The following is a 17,159-nucleotide window of genomic DNA, read 5'->3' on the forward strand; positions in this document are numbered from 1 at the left end:
CCGGTGCTGTTCCTGCCGGGCCGGCCGGTGTATTCCCGTAATCTCGGCGGTCCATGATCTCAGCAGAGGAGATCCAGTGATCCCGATCCTCATCGCAGCGGGTGTGGGCACCATCTTCGTCGTGGGCATCGTCAAGTTGATGTGGCGCGTGGCGGAACCTAATGAAGCATTGATCATTTCAGGTTTACGAGCATACCGGAACCCGGACAATGCCGTGGCCGAAAGCCTCGGTTTCAAGATTGTGACCGGGAAGGGAGTCCTGGTCATGCCGGGCGGACAGAATGTCCGTCGCCTCTCCCTGGACCTGCAGGCCGCCCAGTTGAGCGTCGACTGCGTCACCCAACAGGGAATCCCCGTGGGTGTGCGCGGTGTAGTGATCTTCAAGGTCGGGGACGATTACGCCTCGATCGCCAATGCCGCCCGAAGGTTCCTCGACCAGCAGAACAAGATGGAAGCCCGGGTGCACAATGTGTTCGCCGGTCATCTCCGGGCGATGGTCGGCCAGCTCACCATCGAGGATATGATCAGGGATCGGGAGAAGTTGACGGCCCTGACCCGGGCGAGTTCCGGCACGGAGATGCAGAAACTCGGCCTGATCGTCGACTCCCTGCAGATTCAGGAGATCGACGACCCCACCGGCTACATCAAGAACCTCGGGCGTCCTCATGTCGCCGCCGTGGCCTCCCTGGCGCGGATCGCCGAGGCCCAGGCCGATCGGGAGGCGACCGAACAGGAGCAGATCGCCGCCGCGCTCAAGGCCGAGGCCGCTCGGAACAGCGCGATCAAGCAGTCGGGTTTCCAGGCCGAGGTCGACGAGGCCGCAGCGCGGGCGCAGCAGGCCGGCCCGCTGGCCGAGGCAACCGCCCACCAGCAGGTGGTGGTCGAGCAGACCAAGGTCGCCCAGCTGGAGGGTGATCGGGAGGAACAGCGCCTACAGGCGACGGTCCGCAAGCCGGCGGACGCCCGCGCCTACGAGCAGACCACCCTGGCGCGTGCCAGTCGCGACGCACAGATCAGCGCGGCGGAGGCGAGCGCCCAGGAGACAACGCTGGTGGCTGCGGCGCAGGCCGAGTCGACCCGGATCATCGGGGATGCTGACGCTCATGCCCGGCGCGCGATCGGTGAGGCTGATGCCGCCACCCTGGCGGCGAAGGGACTGGCGGCGGCTGAGGCGATCAGGGCACGGGCGGACGCCCTTTCGGTGAACCAGGATGCGGTGATCGGCCAGCAGCTCGCCGAGCAGTGGCCAGCCATCGTCGAGGCGGCGGCGAAGCCCTTCGGCGACGTCGACCAGATGATTCTCCTCAACGGCGCGACCGGTATCGCCGAACTGCTGACCCAGGCGTTATCCCAGGGCAGCGCAGGCCTTCAGCTCGCACGGTCGCTGCTCTCGGGCCAGTCACAGTCCGGCCAGTCACAGTCCGGCCAGTCACAGTCCGGCCAGGCACCGGCCGGTCGTTCACCGGCCGACAACGGATCCGTGAGCATTCCGGCACCGAAGGTCGACATTTCCGTACCGAAATCCGCCACCCTGGACACCGCCTTACCGGCCGAGGAATCCGACGACGTGTAGCCCACCCGCGTCCCGACCTTCTGGGTGATCCGGCCGAGCCGCTGGATCGGGACAGATCGGGCAGCGCGACCGAGCCGTGTCGGCCGTCGTCGGGACGCCGTCGGTTGTCTTCAGGCCCGTCGTCCATGCCTCGGCCACCGTGGCGAGGTCGCCCTCAGCCCGCGGCGACGGGGCTACCAAGGATGTAGCGGAATGGTCACGCCACGGAAAAGGCCGCCCGAGGGCGAACTCAGCGAGATGGACAAGAAGTGCAACGCCGAGCTCTCCGCTCTTCGGGCACCCGTCGAGCGAATCGTCGCGCAATTCAAGTCGTGGCGCATACTCCATACCGACTATCGATGCCCATACCACACCTACCACGATGCATACGATGCGACTCGTGGATTATTTTTCTTTTCAATTTCATGGGGTTTTGAATAACCCGCTGGATTGCCGTAGCGGCTGGATCGTTCAATTCGCCCAGAATCCCGCCACGCGGCCGGCATCGTCGAAGCCGAAGAAGGAGACCCCTGCCTTGTTAGTCGGCAATCTGTCCGCGCCGTCAGTCCCCAGCGCTACGTTGATCTTCTGTGTACTCCACTTTGTAATATCCAGACAGAGTTCCGCAAGTTGCTCGGAGCTGAAGAACGAGCGAGCCTGCGCGGCAACGGTTTCAGACAGCGAATCCGGACGGGTGATGAACGCGTCCGTGATCCGCAACGCGACCTTGAACCGTTCCGGTAGATCACTCCGTTCGTAGAAATCGATCTTCGCGGTCATTGTCTCGTCGACACCGGCCGCTTGGGCATCCGCCAGCCGCAGTGTCTGACAGATACGGCATCGGTGCGTCCGGGCGCAACGCAGTCGGACGAGTTCCGTCGTCACCGAATCCAGGGCCTGGCCGCGTACCACGGCGTCCTGATACGTCGCGAGCACCTTCCGCATGGGAAGGTCGAGGTGCGGCTCGCTCTTCGCGGTGTCGGCCACGGCTGACGTCGGAGCAGGCGCCGCTGCCGCTTCAACGACTGGCGCCAGCAGGACCTGCGCGACCATCTGCAAACGTTGGGTGAATTCGATGGCATACAGCGCGCCGACGAAATCGGACAATTCTGTGCGCCCCAGCTGGTGAGCCAAGACGTCGAGCGCCGCCGTCGTCATCCCGCTGACATCCATGACGAACTGTTCGGCGAAGGCCAGGCATTCGCGTTCCACGGGCGAGAAGTGCGTCGACGTCGGATACGCAGGAAGATCATCGATCTTCGCCTCGGAAAGATCTCCAGTGCGAGCCGCCGGGGACCGGGCCGCTTCGCCGGCCCGGTTACCGATTAGGCAAGCCACCCGTAGCCGCATGAGTTCGAGCAGCGCCGGTTCGGCAGTACGCCAGGCGTGTTCGTTGACGCGGTCCAGCAACTGGGTGGCGTCCGGACGGAGAGCGCACAGCTGGCCGGGAAGCCGCCATATCGAATGATCCGCAAGGCCGATGTCGGCCGAAACCAAGTTACTGATCATAGAATAAAATTACCATCGCCGGCCAGGGCGCCACAGCCCATCGCCCCAGTCGTAGCGTGCGGGTGGAACCCGGACGCGGCGGTCCTTGACGACTTTCGTCATCCCTGATTGTCTACATGGTTACTGGATTTGTCATCAAGTAAATAACTCGGGATGGTTAACGCGGTGCGCAATGCGCGCCCACCCCGGGAGCCGAGGGCGGGAGATATCAGATGGGTAAGCTGGATGGCCGGGTCGCGTTGATCACCGGAGCCGCACGTGGGCAGGGCCGAGCGCACGCGGTGGCGCTGGCCGGCGAAGGTGCGGACATCATCGCGACCGATCTCTGCGCGGACATCCCGGTGTGCGACTACCCGCTCGCCACCCTCGAGGATCTTGCCGAGACCGGGCGCCTGGTCGAGAAGCTCGGTCGGCGGGTGGTGGCCCACCAGGTCGACGTCCGGGACGCACCGGCCATGCGGGCCGCGGTGGACAGCGGGGTGGCCACGCTTGGGCGACTGGACATCGTGGTCGCCAACGCCGCGATCGCCCCCATCGGAGCGGACCCCCGGCACGACCCGGACGAGCTGTGGGCGGCGACGCTCGACACCAACCTCACCGGCGTCTGGAACACGCTCGCACCGGCAATCCCGCATCTGGTGGCCGGGGCACGTGGCGGGGCCATCGTGCTCACCAGCTCCACTGCTGGGCTCAAGGGCATTGTCAACGGCTCGGTGGGCGCCACCGCCTACACCGCAAGCAAGCACGGGGTGGTCGGCATCATGCGGGCGTTGGCTCTGGAGCTCGCGCCACACTCGATCCGGGTCAACACCGTGCATCCGACCGGCGTCAACACCCCGATGATCCGTAATGAGCACATCGAGCGGCACCTCCAGCAGGGGCCTGAGCGCGGCGCGAGTATGGCCAACCCGCTGCCGGTCCCCGCGCTCGAACCCGAGGACATCGCTGACGCCGTGCTGTGGCTGGTCTCCGACGCGGCGAAGTACGTCACCGGCGTCGCGTTGCCGGTCGACGCCGGCTTCACCGCGAAGTAGACGCGAAGTAGACGCGAAGTAGAACAGCGGAGGCCGAGGCCGCCTACAGCGATGCTGCCAGGAGATCTTCAGAGGGAGCTGTACAACCGCACCCCGGCATCCAACCTCGACGTCGACGACGCTCTGCTCGCCGACGGGAGCAGGGGTGGATTCTCACCCATCCAGGATGTCGACCAGGTGTGTTCGACGATCGGATGACAGCTACTGACAACCGGGGACGGATGACAGAAGGCAGGTGAATACCGGGGGGTCAACATAGCCGGGGCAGTTCGGCTGAGCGTGGGGTCGGCTCGGCGTGGGGTCAGCTGGGCGGGACCGTCCCGCCGTCGACGCCGATCACCTGGCCGTTGACGGAGGACGCGGCCGGTGCGGCGAGGAAGGCGACCACAGCGGCGACCTCGTCCGGTTGCGCGGGACGGCCGGCGGCGATGCTGGCAACCAGGCTCGCGTGGCGCTGCGGGGAGATCCGGCCGGCCACCAGTTCGGTGCCGGCCGTGTAGCCGGGGGAGACCACGTTGGCTGTGACGCCGTCGGGGCCCAGACGTGCGGCGAGTGAGAGCACCCAGCCGTGCAGGGCTGCCTTGGCCGCGACATAGGGCGCGCTCGCGCCACCGGTCGCGGCGGATTGCGAGCCCACCAGGACGACCCGCCCGCCGGGCCGGCGCAGCAGCGGTTCCAGGGCGTGGGTAAGCAGCACGGCCGAGAGCAGGTTCGCCCGCAGGGCCGTCATCCATGCCTCGGCCACCGCGGCGAGGTCGCCGTCAACCCGCGGCGACGGGGAACCCGCGTTGTTGACGACGACGTCGACCCGGCCGGACCGCTCCTGGACCACGTCGGCGACCCGCTGCACGTCCGCCGGGTCGGTGAGGTCGGCGGCCTGCCAGGTCACCGAGGCCCCCGTCGCCGAGGCCCCCGTCGCCGCGGCCACAGTGAGTTCCGCCGCCGTGCGTTCCAGCACGTCCGCGCGGCGCCCGAGAATGAGCACGTCGAGGCCGTCGTCACCCAGGGCCGCGGCGATCGCCCGGCCGATTCCCGTACCACCGCCGCTCACCACGGCTAACCGGTTACCCATCGTGGTTGCCGGCGAGTGGCACCTGTCCTGTGTGTCGATCCCGCTGCACGACTCGGCCCTCCACCGGTCTGAACGATAGTTACTGAAGATACATACCGCTAAGTCGTCGGCATTCGGCGGTTGTGGTTCAACCCCGACGGGGCCCGGTGGCGCCGCAACAGGGCCTCAGGCCCCGACGATGCGCTCGGCCAGCGCGGCGGTCTCCCGCAGGAATCGGCGCTGCCCGAGCCCTTCGAGGACGGCGTCCTCGGCCAGCCAGGATGCCGCCGCCGTCTCGACCAGCGAGAGCAGGCCGGTCGCCATCACCCCGGCTTCCGCGGGCCGGATCTGTCGTTCGGGGGACTTCCTCGCGTCCACCGCCCGGGTGAACAGCTCCATGAGCTCGACCCGGGTCTCCCGGCGTAGGGCCTCAGCGGCGAGGTTCGCCCCGGACGAGGTCACGAAGTAGACCGTCGCCGCAGGTCGGTGTTCCTCCAGCCAGCCGAGCAGGCCTGTCAGCAGGTCACCGATGGCCCCGTTACCGATGGTCCCGTTCTCAGCTGACCTGGCGGTGACCCGGTCGTCCAGCTCGGTGACAAGTGCCCTGCTGAAGGTCCGCATGGCCTCGAGTAGAATATCGATCTTGGATGGAAAATGGTAGTAGACCGCAGCCGAGGTCATCCCGGCCTCGTCCGCGATGTCGGCGACGGTCACCGTTTCCAGACCGCGCATGGCGAACAGCCGCGTGGCGGCGTCGATCACGTCGCTGCGCCGCGACGGTCGGTGGGCGGGCCGTTTGGGACTACCGTTTCCGTCAGAGCTTTCAGTCATGTGACGCCGATTCTCCCAACCGGCTGGCGGCCCCGGGGGCTCCGGGGTCTGTTGGGTCATCATGGTCGGGCCGGTGTGGCATCAGGTCAGGAGGTTCCCTGTGACGGAGCTTGCGGAGCTGCCGGAGCGGGGCAGGCAACCCGCGCACCGTCCCTCCAAGCGCCAGTTGATCGTCACCGCCGCCATCGGGGTTTTCGCCCGTAAGGGCTTCGACGCGGCCGGCATCCAGGATATCGCCGAGGCGGCGCAGGTCGTTCCCACAGCGGTGTATTACCACTTCTCCGGCAAGGAGGAGCTCTTCGACGTCGCCCTGCGGCGGGTCGTAGGCGCGACCAACGCCGTCGTCGCGCAGGCACGGTCCGACGACGAACCAGGCGACATCACCGCGTTGCGTCGGGTCACCGGCGCGGTCTGGGACTGGATCGAGGCGCATCCCGACGAGGCGCGCCTGCTCTACCTGCACATGCCCGGCGCCACCCAGCAGGCCAGGGTGTTGCGGCGGGACTTCGAGGAGCTGCACATCCAGCGGTCGTTCGACTACATCGTCTCGTCCCGGATGCCCACGACGCGGCGTTCCGCCGCAGCCAAGCACGCGACCCAGACGCTCGCCGTGCGTACCCTCACCCATCTGCTGATAGCCATCCATCCGATGCGCATGGATGACGGTCCGCTCAGCAGTCAGCCACCGAAGGCCCTGCGCCGGGCCCTGGACGCCATGTCTGAGCGGATACTCACCGTCGACTGAGAGTCGAGTCGTCGACTGAGTGCCGAGTTTCAGCGCGCCCGGCCACGCCCCGGCCACGCTCCGGCCGCGGACAGATGTTGGCGCGACGGGCTACGCCAGTTACTGTAGCCGCCATCACAAAAGCAACTCCAGAAAGAGCGCCGTGCCCTCGGTCGCTCTCAGACGAGGAGTCCGATGGTGGCTACTCCCGTGCTCCGCGTGCGACGGCTGTCGAAGACGTTCCCGGGGCAGCGCGCCCTGGTGGACGTCGACATCGACGTCGAGCCCGGTGAGGTACGTGCCCTGGTCGGTCAGAACGGCTGCGGCAAGTCGACGTTGATCAAAATATTGGCAGGTTTCCACGAGCCGGATGCCGGTAGTCAGGTCACCGTCGTCGATCGGCCGTTGGCATTCGGTGACCCCACCTCGTCGGATGCCGCCGGGCTGCGTTTCGTCCATCAGGACCTCGGTCTCGTCGCGACGCTTGACACAGTCGACAACCTCGCGCTGGGTCACGGCTACGAAACCGGCCGGCTCGGCCTGATTCGCTGGCGCCAGGAACGGGCCGGGGCCCGCAGCGCAGTGCGCGACCTCGGCTACGACTTCGACATCAGCCGGCCCGTGGGTGCTCTGGCGGCGAGCGAGCGGACCGCGGTCGCGGTGGCGCGCGCGCTGTCGCGGCACGCCACACCGCCGCGGGTGCTCGTCCTCGACGAACCTACGGCCAACCTGCCGGCCGCCGAGGCGCAGCGTCTGTTCGCGCTGGTCCGCAGCGTGCGCGATGCCGGCGTCGCGGTCATCTTCGTCTCGCACCATCTGGACGAGGTCTTCGGGCTCTGCGACACCGTGAGCGTGCTGCGCGACGGCGCTCTGGTCACCACCCGGCCCACCGCCGGGCTGGACGAGGCCGACCTGGTCGAGCTGATGATCGGCCGCAAGCTGGCGCAGTACGACGTGCCGCCGGCCGAAGCGGCCCACCAGGGTGAGGTGGCCCTCGACGTCCGCACCCTGGAGACCACCGCCCTGCGAGGGGTCGACCTGACCGTGCACTCCGGGGAGGTCGTCGGGGTCGCCGGCCTCACCGGCTCCGGCCGTGAGGAGTTGGCACTCGCGCTGTTCGGCGGCTGTCCGCGCGCAGGGGTCGTGGCCGTCGCGGGCAAGGCCGTTCCGCAGCTGCGTCCAGACCTTGCCATGCGGTCCGGCATGGGGCTCGTGCCTGCCGAGCGGCACGCCAACGCGGCGTTCCTCGATGCGGATCTGCAGGAGAACGTCGTGGTGGCGAGTCCGACCGCGTTCAGCCGCCGGGGCCTGCTGCGCCGGGGCAGCGAGCGGTCGGACGTCGCCCGCTGGCTGGACCGGTTGAACGTGGCGCCGGCCGGTGCCGAACGGGCCATGTCGACGCTGTCCGGCGGCAACCAGCAGAAGGTCGTTCTGGCCCGTTGGCTGCGTCGCGAGCCTCGGGTCCTGGTTCTCGACGAACCGACGCAGGGCGTCGACATCGGGGCGAAGGCCGAGATTCATGCGCTGGTCGACCGGGCCGCGGCGGACGGTGCGGCTGTCGTGGTCGTCTCCACCGACCATGACGAACTGGCGCGGCTGTGCGGACGCGTGCTCGTCCTCGCGGGCGGCCGTGTCGTGGATGAGTTACACCGCGCCGACCTGCACGCGGACCGCATCACGGCCGCAGCGGTCGGTCACACCCTCAGGAGCGCGTCATGACGACAGAAGCAGCGCAACCAAAAAATGCCGCCGGGATCGCTGTCACTGACGGTGTCACCGCCGGGGCCACCGACACCGCTGTCACCGCCGGGGCCGCTGTCACTGACGGTGTCACCGCCGGGGCCGCCGCTGCCGGCCCGGACCCGCGACAGAGCGCGGTCGTCAGCCGCCGGCTGCCAAGGCCGAAGCTCGGGCTCGGGCTCGATCGGTTCAGCGGTCTGTATGTCTGGCTTCTGATCATCATAGTGTTCGGCAGTTGGCTGCCGGACACCTTCCTGCGGAGCGACAACTTCCAGATCATTGCCGGCGACCAGGCAATAACTGCGATGCTCGCCCTGGGATTGATCGTACCGTTGGCCGCGGGCGTGTTCGACCTGTCCTGCGCGGCGACGTTGGGGTTCGCGGTGGCGGTGGTCACCTGGCTGCTCCAACAGGGCTTCAACCCCGTTCTCGCGGTGCTGCTCGCGATCGGCTCCGGCGCGTTCATCGGGTTGGTCAACGGTCTGGTCGTGGTGCGGCTGAACGTGGACTCCTTCATCGCCACGCTCGGCATGAGCAGTATTCTTGCCGCCGCGGCCTACTGGGTCACTGATGGTGAACAGATCGTCAACACCGCCTCGAAGACCTTTCTTGACGCCGGTAGCACCCGGTTGTGGGGGATCTCGTTGCCCTTCTACTACATGGTGCTGCTCGCGGTGATCCTTTACGTCGTCATCGACCACACACCGGTGGGCCGCTACCTCTACGCGGCAGGTGGCAACCCGCAGGCGGCCCGCCTGGCCGGCCTACGGGTTGCCCGGATCACCTGGGGTTCGCTCATCACCTCGGGGACGATCGCGGCGCTGACCGGCGTCATCCTCGCGGCCAAGCTGGGCTCGGCCTCCCAGGATGTGGGACCCCCCTACCTGCTGCCGGCCTTCTCGGCGGTGTTCCTCGGCTCCACCCAGATCAAGGCCGGGCGGATGAACGTCCTCGGTACGTTGGTTGCGATCTACCTCCTCGCGACCGGCGTCAAGGGCCTGCAGCTCGCCGGATCGCCGTCCTACGTCAACAACCTTTTCAACGGGCTTGCCCTGATCATCGCGGTGGCGCTGGCGGCTCGTACCTACCGGCGGCGTTGATCGGCTGCGTTGACGGGCGAGGCCGACGGGCGAGGCTGGCAGGCTCCGCGGTGGTCGCTCGATGCAAGTAACTTGACACGCTCCTAAGTAAGTGAGAGTGTCCGCCGTCACATCACATTTTGATGGATTACGGCCGGTAGGTCACGCCTGATAGATCACGCCGATCGCCCGGGTAGACGCGTCCATCCAGGAGATCGGCACGCGAGCCCCCGACGCCGACGACGGCAACAGGAGGAAAAGGGTTCATGAGAACGACTTCCCGCACGAGGGTCGGGGCGGTGGCGGTGGCTGCGGCCACAGCGCTGTTCGCCGCGGCGTGCGGCAGCAGCGACTCCACGTCGACCTCGCCGAGTGCGACGCCGTCGCAGCAGCAGCAGGAAACCGGATCGACGGGTTTGAGCCAGGCGAAGGCCACGGTGGACGCGAGCCTGGTGAACCCGAGCGGCATCCTTCTTGACACCGCGTTGTCGAAGAAGCCGCCCACGGGCAAGTATGTGATCACAGTGGAAACCCCGGTCCCGGTCACCAAGGTGCGCGACGACGCCCTGGCCGAGGCGGCGAAGGTGTTCGGCTGGCGCTATGAGCGGATCGTCCCCGGCAGCGGTCCCGAGGACTACGGGAACGCGGTCACCCAGGCGATTTCCAAGCATCCCGACGCCATTCACATCTCCGGCACGCCGCTGTCACTGCTCAAGACCCAGTTGGATCAGGCCAAGGCGCAGAACATCCCGGTGCTCTCCGAAAGCGTCGGTGGTGCCTTCGACTCGCCGGTGATCTCCAACAGCCTCGACGGTGACGCCCAGGTCGCGGCCTGGGGCAAGATGGTCGCGAGTTATGTGGTGGTCAACAGCGGCGGCAAGGCCAACGTCGCGCTGTTCACGATCAAGGCTTTCCCCATCCTGGGTGTGTTCGTGGACAGCTTCAAGAGCACCCTGTCCAGCACCTGCCCGGCCTGCTCGGTCAAAGAGGTCAACCAGCAGCTCGCCGATCTGGGTACCAAGACCCCGTCCAGCGTGGTCAGCACCATCCAGCAGGACCCAAAGATCAACTGGGCTATCTTCTCCTTCGGTGACCTGACCCTGGGCGTGGACGCGGCGCTCAAGGGTGCTGGCCTGAACGGCAAGGTCAACGTCGGTGGTGAGACGCCCAGTCCGGCCAACCTGGCGGCGCTCAAGGACGGCACCGAAAGCGTGTGGACCGGCTTCTCCGCGCCGATCCTCGGCTGGCGCCTCGCGGACATGCTTGCCCGCCACTTCAACGGCGACGATCTGGCCGCGGCGGACAAGGTCCTGCTGCCGACCCAGCTCATCACCAAGGACAACATCTCCTCGGTCTCTCTCGACTCCACCGGGTACTACATCGGTTTCCCCGGCTACCAGGACGCCTTCAAGAAACTCTGGCAGGCACAGTAGCCGCAGCGCTCGGACACAGGCACGGTCGGTCAGGTAGCGCAGTCTCGGAGCGGGGATGGCGGACGGCCATCTCCGCCCCGAGGAGGGATCGGGATACGCAATGCTTGCAGGGCTGCGCGGTAAGTCGGTGGTCGTCACGGGCGGCGCCGGTGTGATCGGGTCGGCGGTCAGCCGCCGGCTCGCGGCGGAGGGAGCGCTGGTCGTGGTCGCCGACCTCGACGCGGACGCTGCCAAGACCGTCGCGGAACTCATCGGTGGTGCCGCCGTGGGTGTCGGCGTCGACATCACCACGCCGCTCGGCGCGCAGGCCAGCGTCGACGCGGCTGTCCAGGCTTTCGGAAAGCTGGACCTCTACCATGCCAACGCGGGCGTGGAATGCACGGTGCAGGCGGTGGCGGACTTCGACCCGGCGGACTACCACCGGGTCTTCGGCGTCAACGTGCTCGGCGCGTTCCTGTCGGCGCAGGCCGCGCTGCGGCAACTGTCGGCCCAGGGCGACGGCGGTTCGATTCTGTTCACCGCATCCATCGCGGCATTGATGGGTAGCGTCGGAACATCGGTCTACAACGCCTCCAAACACGCCGTCCAGGGCATCGCGCGCTGCCTGGCTCTTGAGGTCGCCGGAGCTGGCATCCGTGTCAACACCCTCGCCCCGGGCCTGGTCGAATCCCGCATGATGGATGCGCTCGGTGCCGGGCTCGGGGCATTGGCCGGGGCGGACGGGACCACTTACAAGGGTCGTATGGAGGGTGCTGTGCCGCTCGGCCGGTACGCCACTCCCGAGGAGATCGCGGCAACCGCGGCGTGGATCCTCAGCGACGAGGTGCCGTACCTGCACAACGAGTGCATCACCGTCGGCGGCGGCATCGCCCCCTACTGACGGTTCCCTACTGACGGTTCCCTACTGACGGTTCCCTACTGACGGCGCTGTGCTGACAGAGCACTCCTGGCGGCCCGCGACGGATAATCGTGCCGTACCGCTCATTGCCACATGGCGATAGTTGATGGACAGCTGACGAAAGGTGACAGATCGTGGATCTTGGACTGGCGGGACGGCGGGCACTGGTGACAGGGGCCAGCCGAGGTCTCGGCCGCGCGATCGCGGCGACGCTGGCACAGGAGGGCTGCTCGCTCGCCCTGTGCGCACGCGGTGCCGAGGGTCTGGAGAAGGCTGCCGCCGAGTTGCGCGGCAACGGCGTCACGGTGTTCGCCGAGCCCTTTGACGTCAGCGACGTCGACGCGCTCACAGCCTTTGTCGACCGCGCCGCGGCGGAACTGGGCGGGCTGGACATCGTCGTGTCCAATGTGTCCGCCGGCCCGGCCAAGGACGCCGGTCAGTGGCAACGCAGCCTGGACGGGGACCTGCTGCCGTTCGTCCGGCTGGCCGAGACGGCCGTGCCGCACCTCGCCGACGGCGGTGGATCGATCATCGCGATCGGCACGACGAACGCGTTCGACACGGTGCGACCGGCTTCCCCCAATGCCTATTCGGCCATCAAGGCAGCTGTGCTGCACCATTCCGCGGCGCTCGCGCGGACCCTCGCGCCGCAGGGGATCCGGGTCAACACGGTTTCCCCCGGGCCGATCGAGTTCCCCGGCGGGGACTGGGAGAAGGTCCGCGAGCACCGGCCGGAGGTCTACGCGGAGGTTCTGGCCAAGATAGCGGTCGGCCGGTACGGCCAGCCCGAGGATGTCGCGGCCGCCGTCGCCTTTCTGGCGAGCCCCCGGGCCGGATTCTGCAACGGCGTCAACCTCGTGGTGGACGGCGGGCTCGTCACCCGCGTGCAGTTCTAGAACCGGCGGTTGCGACCCATGGCGGGACCAGCCGGCCGGATTGACGCCGTGCTCGTATGCGGCGGGCGTTGGCACGATTTCGATTTCGCGCGGCTGCAGCTTCTTGAACGCCTCGGGCGACACGAGCGGGTACGCACCCGGGTCTTCGAGGACTACGCCTGCACCGATGCGATCGGGTCGGCTGACGTGCTTGTCACCTACACCTGTGAGCGGCGTCCCAACGCTGAGCAGCAGCAGGTGTTGGTGGACTTCGTCGCGCGTGGTGGGCGGTGGTTGGCGTTACACGGAACCAACTCGGCGATCGATGCGCCTGCGCCGGGTACGCCGCGCCTGTTCACCACGCCGCGGGTGCTCGGGGAGGTGGCCACGGTGCTGGGCAGCCAGTTCCTCGGCCACCCGCCGATCGCGCCCTACCAGGTTGAGATCACCCAGGCGGATCATCCGCTCGTGGTGGGGATCGACCCCTTCGAGGTCAGTGACGAACTGTACGTCAGTGAGCTGCATCCCCCGCTCGACGTGCTGCTGCACACCCGGTACCGCGGGCCGTGCCGGGGCTTCACCGAAGGGCATGTCGCCGATTCCGCGGACGACGTCCAGCCGGTGCTCTACCTGCGCAGCCACGGCGACGGCGAGGTCTGCTATTTCACCCTGGGGCACTGCCGCGGCCGATTCGACGTCCAGGACCTCGGCGTCGACGACCTCGGCCGGACCGACCGGGGGAGCTGGACCGCCCCGGAGTTCGCCACGGTCCTCGACCGCTGCCTGTCCAGAGCGATCTACGGCGCCAGGTAGCCTCCTGGTATCTCAGCGTCCAGATCAGGCGTGGGCGCCGGTAGCTCAGATCAGGCGTGGACGTCGGGGTCGAGGCGGACGAGCATCTTGCCGACGTTGTCACCCCGCAGCATCCCGAGGAATGCGGTGACCGCGTTGTCCAGGCCGTCCACGACCGTCTGGCGCGATACCAGGTCACCGGTTCGCAGCCAGCCCGAGACCCGGTCGGTGAATTCCGCCCGCAGATCCTCGTGGTCGCGGACGATGAACCCTCGCAGGGTCACTCGCCGCAGCACGGCCTGGATGAGATGGTCGATGCTCGGCCGGGGATTCTGCGAGGTGAACTGGGAGATCATGCCGCACAGGGCCACCCGACCGCCGACCCGCAGCGCGTCGAGCGCGGCGACCAGGTGGTCGCCGCCGACGTTGTCGAAGTACAGGTCGATGCCGTCCGGCGCGGCCCGCCGCAGCCCTGTCGCGACCGGTTCGGCGCGGTAGTCGACGGCCGCGTCGAACCCGAGTTCCGTGGTGAGCAGCCCGCACTTGGCCGCACCGCCCGCGCTACCGATGACCCGGGCGGCACCGAGCAACCGGGCGATCTGACCGACGGCGCTGCCGACCGCACCGCCGGCCGCGGAGACGAAAACGGTGTCCCCCTTGGCCAGCTCACCCGCGCGCAGTAGTCCGGTATAGGCGGTGAAGCCGGTCTGGCCGAGCACGCCGAGCCAGGTCGAGGGCGCGGCGCGGTCGGCGTCGACGACGGCGAACGCGGCCGGGTCACCCGGGGTCGCGTCGAGCACCGCGACGTCGCGCCAGCCCAACCGGTGGCGTACCCACGCACCTTCCTCGATACCCGGAGCGCGGCTTTCCAGGACCCGTCCGACAGCGGACCCGTCCAACGGCTCGCCGACGGCGAAGTTGGTCGTGTAGTGCTTCTCGGTCTCCTCGAGGCGACCCCGCATCGACGGGTCGACGCTCATGAAGGCGTTGCGCACGAGCAACTGGCCCGCGCCCAGCGCGGGCACGGGCCGTTCGCAGAGTGCGAAGTCGTCCAGGGTCGGCCCGCCGGGACCGGGACGGCGGGCCAGTGTCACCACCCGGGTGCGGCGGCCGGCCGCGCTCATGCCGGGGTGTTCCGGTCTGAGAGCCGGGCCCGGCGGCCGACCCACCCGGCGACCTGCAGGTCGGCATGGCGGATTTCGCCCGACTGCCAGCGGCCGTCGGAGTCGAACAGGCCGCGCTGGCCGGTCGTCGGGTCGTAGACCTCGACCAGGCCGTTGTCCGTCAGCGTGTACACCTGCTTGCTGATCGGATGAGTCACGCTCAAGGGTTTTGTGCTCACTACACGCTCACGGCTCCTTCAGTGACACGGAGGCCCTACAGTCCGCGCAGCTCCTCCGCGCGGCGCACACCACGTTTGACGACCACGACCGGGCCGGTCACGCGCAGCTGACAGGCCAGCCGGATGCGCCCGTTCGTTCCCGGACCGATCGCTCTCAGTCCCTCATCCTCAAGGTCGTCGATCGGACCGCAGTTCTCCGCGCCCGCGCTGACCTGCAGGACACAGGTGCGGCAGGTACCGACGCCATCGCAGACGGTCGGCCACCAGTAGCCGCACCGGCGAGCGGCGGCGAAGACCGTCTCGGCCTCGGCCACCGCCAGCACGATGCCCGACGGCGTGACCGTCACCTGTGCGCTCAGCGCGACATCCACGTGTCGAGCAGATAGTGGAAATGCCGGATGCGGCTTTCCTGGTAGGTCGCGAGGGTGATGCCGGGCTTGCGGGTCGTCTTCAGGCCCTGCTGCACGAACGGCAGGTTGGCGATGTCCTGGTCGAAAACCGGGCCCAGCAGGCCGAGCTCGGAAACGTCGGCCATGTCCACCCCCTCCGCTACCCATCGGATCTTCGCCGGGGCCGGGCGCGGGGTGCCCTTGGGCCATCCGGACAGGAAGAAGATTTCGGAGATGCAGCGATCGGGGTCGTTACCGTAGGGCCGGAACCGGTAGATGATGTTCGACTTCTTCCCGGCCCAGGGGTGGAAGTTCGGAAAGAGAATGTAGTTGATCGCGTCCAACAGTTCGCTGTCGGTGATTTCCGCGTAGCTCTCGCCGGACAGTGCGCTCAGTTGGTTGCGCATCTGATCGGCGAGTACCGCTCGGGCCGTGCTGCCCGCTGGGATCTCCGGTAGCTTGTCGCCGGAAAGCGCGAGGTCCCGCCCCTGGGTCGAGGCGTAGAAACCGCGCGAGAAGTAGAAGCTCTCCAGGACCTCCTCCTCGGTGACGCCGCCTGCCAGATGCGGGCTGGGTACGCCCTGCGGCGTAACCGTGCGGTCCCAGTTGGCGCCGGCGACGACGTCATACTGCGAGTTGGCATCGCCCATCCAGGCCAACAGCTGCGGATGGGTGCTGATCACATGGAAGGCCTCCATGAAGGCCTCCTGCCCGATCTTCCAGTTGCAGGGCAGGATCTTCGCGATGTGCAATGAGGTGTACCGGTCGTCAAGCGGCCAGCGGGTGAAGTGGTCCGGCAGGTCGCCGGCGAAGGTCCCGAACGGCTCGCAGTCGGGATCCATGTTGATGAAGACGAAGCCACCCCAGGTGGCGACCTTCGCCTCGGGAAGGTTGAACGTCGCCGGGTCGACATGGGGGAAGTCCCAGGCGCACGGGATGCTCTTGAGAGTGCCGTTGATGTTCCAGGTGAAGCCGTGGAACGGGCAGCGGAACTCCGGCACGTGCCCGCCTGCGGTGCGCAGCTTGCGCCCGCGGTGCAGGCAGGCGTTCACGAAGGCCCGGATCTCGGTCGGGGTGGTCCGCACGATCAGCAGCGAGTCGTCGGCTATGTCGTAGATCTCGTGATCGCCGACCTCGGGGATGTTCTCCTCGCGGCAGGCGAACTGCCAGACCCGCCGCCAGAGCTTCTCGACCTCCATGCGGTGCCAGGCGGGTGAGATGTAGCGCTCGACGTCGATGTCGTCGTTGCCGAGGTACTCGTTGACATTCACCCGCAGGACGTCGGGTACGGGCCGGGTGTCCGCGGCGAGGTAGTCCTGCGCGGAGGGACCGGGGCAACGGGCACGGGTGTCGGGCTCCTGCGTGACCATGGCGCCTCCCGAAGTTTCTGGTGTCTGGCTATAGTAACCGGCCGTCAGGTGTGACGGGTGAAGTCGCGGTGTCCGCGGTGCAACGTCGGCTTGGCTGCCAACCTCGGCTTGCCTACCAACGTCGACCGTGGCTACAGCGCCAGGACCGTCACGGTGCCGGTTGAACCGTCGACCTCCAGTAGCGTCCCGGTGGGGATGCGCCGGCTCGCGGCCGGTACGCCCGCCGCGCACGGGATGCCGAGCTCGCGACTGACGATCATCGCGTGGCTCCCCATCGCGCCGACGTCGACGACGGCGCCCGCCGCGACCATGAACAGCGGTGTCCACGACGGGTCGGTCTGCGGGGCTACCAGAATCTCGCCGGGTGCGAGGTCGCCGGCCGCGTCGACGGCGGTCACCACCCGCGCCCGGCCCCGGGCCACGCCCGCGGCCGCACCGACACCGCGCAGTACCTCACCCGGTTTGACGGGAGTGATCTCGGCGTCGACGCGTCGTCCCAGCGATGCGATGGGCGGCAGGGGCCTGGTGCCGTCGATGAAC

19 protein-coding genes are annotated in these 17,159 nt (G+C 67.9%); 10 read left to right on the top strand and 9 right to left on the bottom strand.

Annotation, left to right across the window (positions count from 1 at the left end; translation table 11 throughout):
• Nucleotides 1-76: 76 nt before the first annotated feature.
• Entirely contained in the window at nucleotides 77-1,573 is a 1,497-nt protein-coding gene (locus U9977_RS00030) for a flotillin family protein (protein ID WP_322747042.1), read from the top strand.
• A 24-nt stretch (nucleotides 1,574-1,597) separates the two neighbouring features.
• Nucleotides 1,598-1,993 (top strand): transposase family protein, encoded by a 396-nt coding sequence (locus U9977_RS26770; protein WP_416210428.1) that lies wholly within the window; start codon nucleotides 1,598-1,600, stop codon nucleotides 1,991-1,993.
• 30 nt (nucleotides 1,994-2,023) lie between these two features.
• Here the strand turns inward: U9977_RS26770 and U9977_RS00035 are convergent, their stop codons facing one another.
• Entirely contained in the window at nucleotides 2,024-3,061 is a 1,038-nt protein-coding gene (locus U9977_RS00035) for a hypothetical protein (protein WP_322747043.1), read from the bottom strand.
• A gap of 212 nt (nucleotides 3,062-3,273) precedes the next feature.
• Here U9977_RS00035 and U9977_RS00040 point away from each other — a divergent pair, with 212 nt between their 5' ends.
• Nucleotides 3,274-4,095, top strand: a complete 822-nt coding sequence (locus U9977_RS00040) for a mycofactocin-coupled SDR family oxidoreductase (protein WP_322747044.1) — start codon at nucleotides 3,274-3,276, stop codon at nucleotides 4,093-4,095.
• Nucleotides 4,096-4,396: 301 nt separating this feature from the next.
• Here U9977_RS00040 and U9977_RS00045 read toward each other — a convergent pair whose 3' ends face one another.
• Together U9977_RS00045 and U9977_RS00050 are read right to left on the bottom strand one after the other, a co-directional pair.
• Entirely contained in the window at nucleotides 4,397-5,167 is a 771-nt protein-coding gene (locus U9977_RS00045) for an SDR family oxidoreductase (RefSeq protein WP_322747045.1), read from the bottom strand.
• 165 nt (nucleotides 5,168-5,332) lie between these two features.
• Complete coding sequence (locus U9977_RS00050) at nucleotides 5,333-5,977, bottom strand: helix-turn-helix domain-containing protein (RefSeq protein WP_322747046.1); 645 nt, start codon at nucleotides 5,975-5,977, stop codon at nucleotides 5,333-5,335.
• A 100-nt stretch (nucleotides 5,978-6,077) separates the two neighbouring features.
• On the opposite strand from U9977_RS00050, the gene U9977_RS00055 reads away from it, so the two are divergent.
• The 3 genes from U9977_RS00055 (at nucleotide 6,078) to U9977_RS00065 (ending at nucleotide 9,541) form a co-directional block, all read left to right on the top strand.
• Entirely contained in the window at nucleotides 6,078-6,722 is a 645-nt protein-coding gene (locus U9977_RS00055; protein WP_322747047.1) for a TetR/AcrR family transcriptional regulator, read from the top strand.
• A gap of 174 nt (nucleotides 6,723-6,896) precedes the next feature.
• Nucleotides 6,897-8,420, top strand: a complete 1,524-nt coding sequence (locus tag U9977_RS00060; protein ID WP_322747048.1) for a sugar ABC transporter ATP-binding protein — start codon at nucleotides 6,897-6,899, stop codon at nucleotides 8,418-8,420.
• Nucleotides 8,417-9,541 (top strand): ABC transporter permease, encoded by a 1,125-nt coding sequence (locus tag U9977_RS00065; protein ID WP_322747049.1) that lies wholly within the window; start codon nucleotides 8,417-8,419, stop codon nucleotides 9,539-9,541. Before U9977_RS00060 ends, U9977_RS00065 begins: the two co-directional genes overlap by 4 nt.
• 127 nt (nucleotides 9,542-9,668) lie before the next feature.
• Here the strand turns inward: U9977_RS00065 and U9977_RS00070 are convergent, their stop codons facing one another.
• Complete coding sequence (locus U9977_RS00070; protein ID WP_322747050.1) at nucleotides 9,669-9,989, bottom strand: hypothetical protein; 321 nt, start codon at nucleotides 9,987-9,989, stop codon at nucleotides 9,669-9,671.
• On the opposite strand from U9977_RS00070, the gene U9977_RS00075 reads away from it, so the two are divergent.
• The 4 genes from U9977_RS00075 to U9977_RS00090 all read left to right on the top strand — a co-directional run bounded on the left by U9977_RS00075 (nucleotide 9,958) and on the right by U9977_RS00090 (nucleotide 13,539).
• Nucleotides 9,958-10,953, top strand: coding sequence for a sugar ABC transporter substrate-binding protein (locus U9977_RS00075; RefSeq protein WP_322747051.1), 996 nt, complete (start codon nucleotides 9,958-9,960; stop codon nucleotides 10,951-10,953). The genes U9977_RS00070 and U9977_RS00075 overlap by 32 nt on opposite strands.
• Before the next feature lie 55 nt (nucleotides 10,954-11,008).
• On the top strand, nucleotides 11,009-11,833 hold the full coding sequence (locus tag U9977_RS00080) for an SDR family oxidoreductase (protein ID WP_322747052.1): 825 nt from the start codon (nucleotides 11,009-11,011) through the stop codon (nucleotides 11,831-11,833).
• Nucleotides 11,834-11,985: 152 nt separating this feature from the next.
• Nucleotides 11,986-12,747, top strand: a complete 762-nt coding sequence (locus U9977_RS00085; protein WP_322747053.1) for an SDR family NAD(P)-dependent oxidoreductase — start codon at nucleotides 11,986-11,988, stop codon at nucleotides 12,745-12,747.
• A gap of 18 nt (nucleotides 12,748-12,765) precedes the next feature.
• The gene (locus U9977_RS00090) at nucleotides 12,766-13,539 is read left to right on the top strand and encodes a ThuA domain-containing protein (protein ID WP_322747054.1); all 774 of its coding nucleotides are present in this window, start codon (nucleotides 12,766-12,768) and stop codon (nucleotides 13,537-13,539) included.
• A gap of 50 nt (nucleotides 13,540-13,589) precedes the next feature.
• Here U9977_RS00090 and U9977_RS00095 read toward each other — a convergent pair whose 3' ends face one another.
• From U9977_RS00095 to U9977_RS00115, 5 genes are all read right to left on the bottom strand, one after another.
• Complete coding sequence (locus U9977_RS00095; protein ID WP_322747055.1) at nucleotides 13,590-14,642, bottom strand: NADP-dependent oxidoreductase; 1,053 nt, start codon at nucleotides 14,640-14,642, stop codon at nucleotides 13,590-13,592.
• Nucleotides 14,639-14,839 carry a transposase gene (locus U9977_RS00100; RefSeq protein WP_416210431.1) on the bottom strand — a complete coding sequence of 67 codons (201 nt, stop codon included), beginning with the start codon at nucleotides 14,837-14,839 and terminating at the stop codon, nucleotides 14,639-14,641. The genes U9977_RS00095 and U9977_RS00100 overlap by 4 nt, the downstream gene beginning before the upstream one ends.
• Before the next feature lie 56 nt (nucleotides 14,840-14,895).
• The gene (locus tag U9977_RS00105) at nucleotides 14,896-15,231 is read right to left on the bottom strand and encodes a 2Fe-2S iron-sulfur cluster-binding protein (protein ID WP_322747057.1); all 336 of its coding nucleotides are present in this window, start codon (nucleotides 15,229-15,231) and stop codon (nucleotides 14,896-14,898) included.
• Nucleotides 15,216-16,619: an aromatic ring-hydroxylating dioxygenase subunit alpha gene (locus U9977_RS00110; protein WP_322747058.1), complete on the bottom strand. Its 1,404-nt coding sequence runs from the start codon at nucleotides 16,617-16,619 to the stop codon at nucleotides 15,216-15,218. Before U9977_RS00110 ends, U9977_RS00105 begins: the two co-directional genes overlap by 16 nt.
• 131 nt (nucleotides 16,620-16,750) lie before the next feature.
• Nucleotides 16,751-17,159: PEP-utilizing enzyme (locus tag U9977_RS00115; protein WP_322747059.1), on the bottom strand; the 409-nt coding region annotated here is incomplete at its 5' end.

Source organism: Protofrankia sp. Cas8 (assembly GCF_963555845.1).
Lineage (GTDB): Bacteria > Actinomycetota > Actinomycetes > Frankiales > Frankiaceae > Protofrankia.

Coding starts and splice junctions, on each gene's coding strand:
- U9977_RS00035 (WP_322747043.1), bottom strand. CDS start 3,061: ATGATCAGTAACTTGGTTTCGGCCGACATCGGCCTTGCGGATCATTCG.
- U9977_RS00040 (WP_322747044.1), top strand. CDS start 3,274: ATGGGTAAGCTGGATGGCCGGGTCGCGTTGATCACCGGAGCCGCACGT.
- U9977_RS00045 (WP_322747045.1), bottom strand. CDS start 5,167: ATGGGTAACCGGTTAGCCGTGGTGAGCGGCGGTGGTACGGGAATCGGC.
- U9977_RS00050 (WP_322747046.1), bottom strand. CDS start 5,977: ATGACTGAAAGCTCTGACGGAAACGGTAGTCCCAAACGGCCCGCCCAC.
- U9977_RS00060 (WP_322747048.1), top strand. CDS start 6,897: ATGGTGGCTACTCCCGTGCTCCGCGTGCGACGGCTGTCGAAGACGTTC.
- U9977_RS00065 (WP_322747049.1), top strand. CDS start 8,417: ATGACGACAGAAGCAGCGCAACCAAAAAATGCCGCCGGGATCGCTGTC.
- U9977_RS00070 (WP_322747050.1), bottom strand. CDS start 9,989: ATGCCGCTCGGGTTCACCAGGCTCGCGTCCACCGTGGCCTTCGCCTGG.
- U9977_RS00080 (WP_322747052.1), top strand. CDS start 11,009: ATGGCGGACGGCCATCTCCGCCCCGAGGAGGGATCGGGATACGCAATG.
- U9977_RS00090 (WP_322747054.1), top strand. CDS start 12,766: ATGGCGGGACCAGCCGGCCGGATTGACGCCGTGCTCGTATGCGGCGGG.
- U9977_RS00095 (WP_322747055.1), bottom strand. CDS start 14,642: ATGAGCGCGGCCGGCCGCCGCACCCGGGTGGTGACACTGGCCCGCCGT.
- U9977_RS00110 (WP_322747058.1), bottom strand. CDS start 16,619: ATGGTCACGCAGGAGCCCGACACCCGTGCCCGTTGCCCCGGTCCCTCC.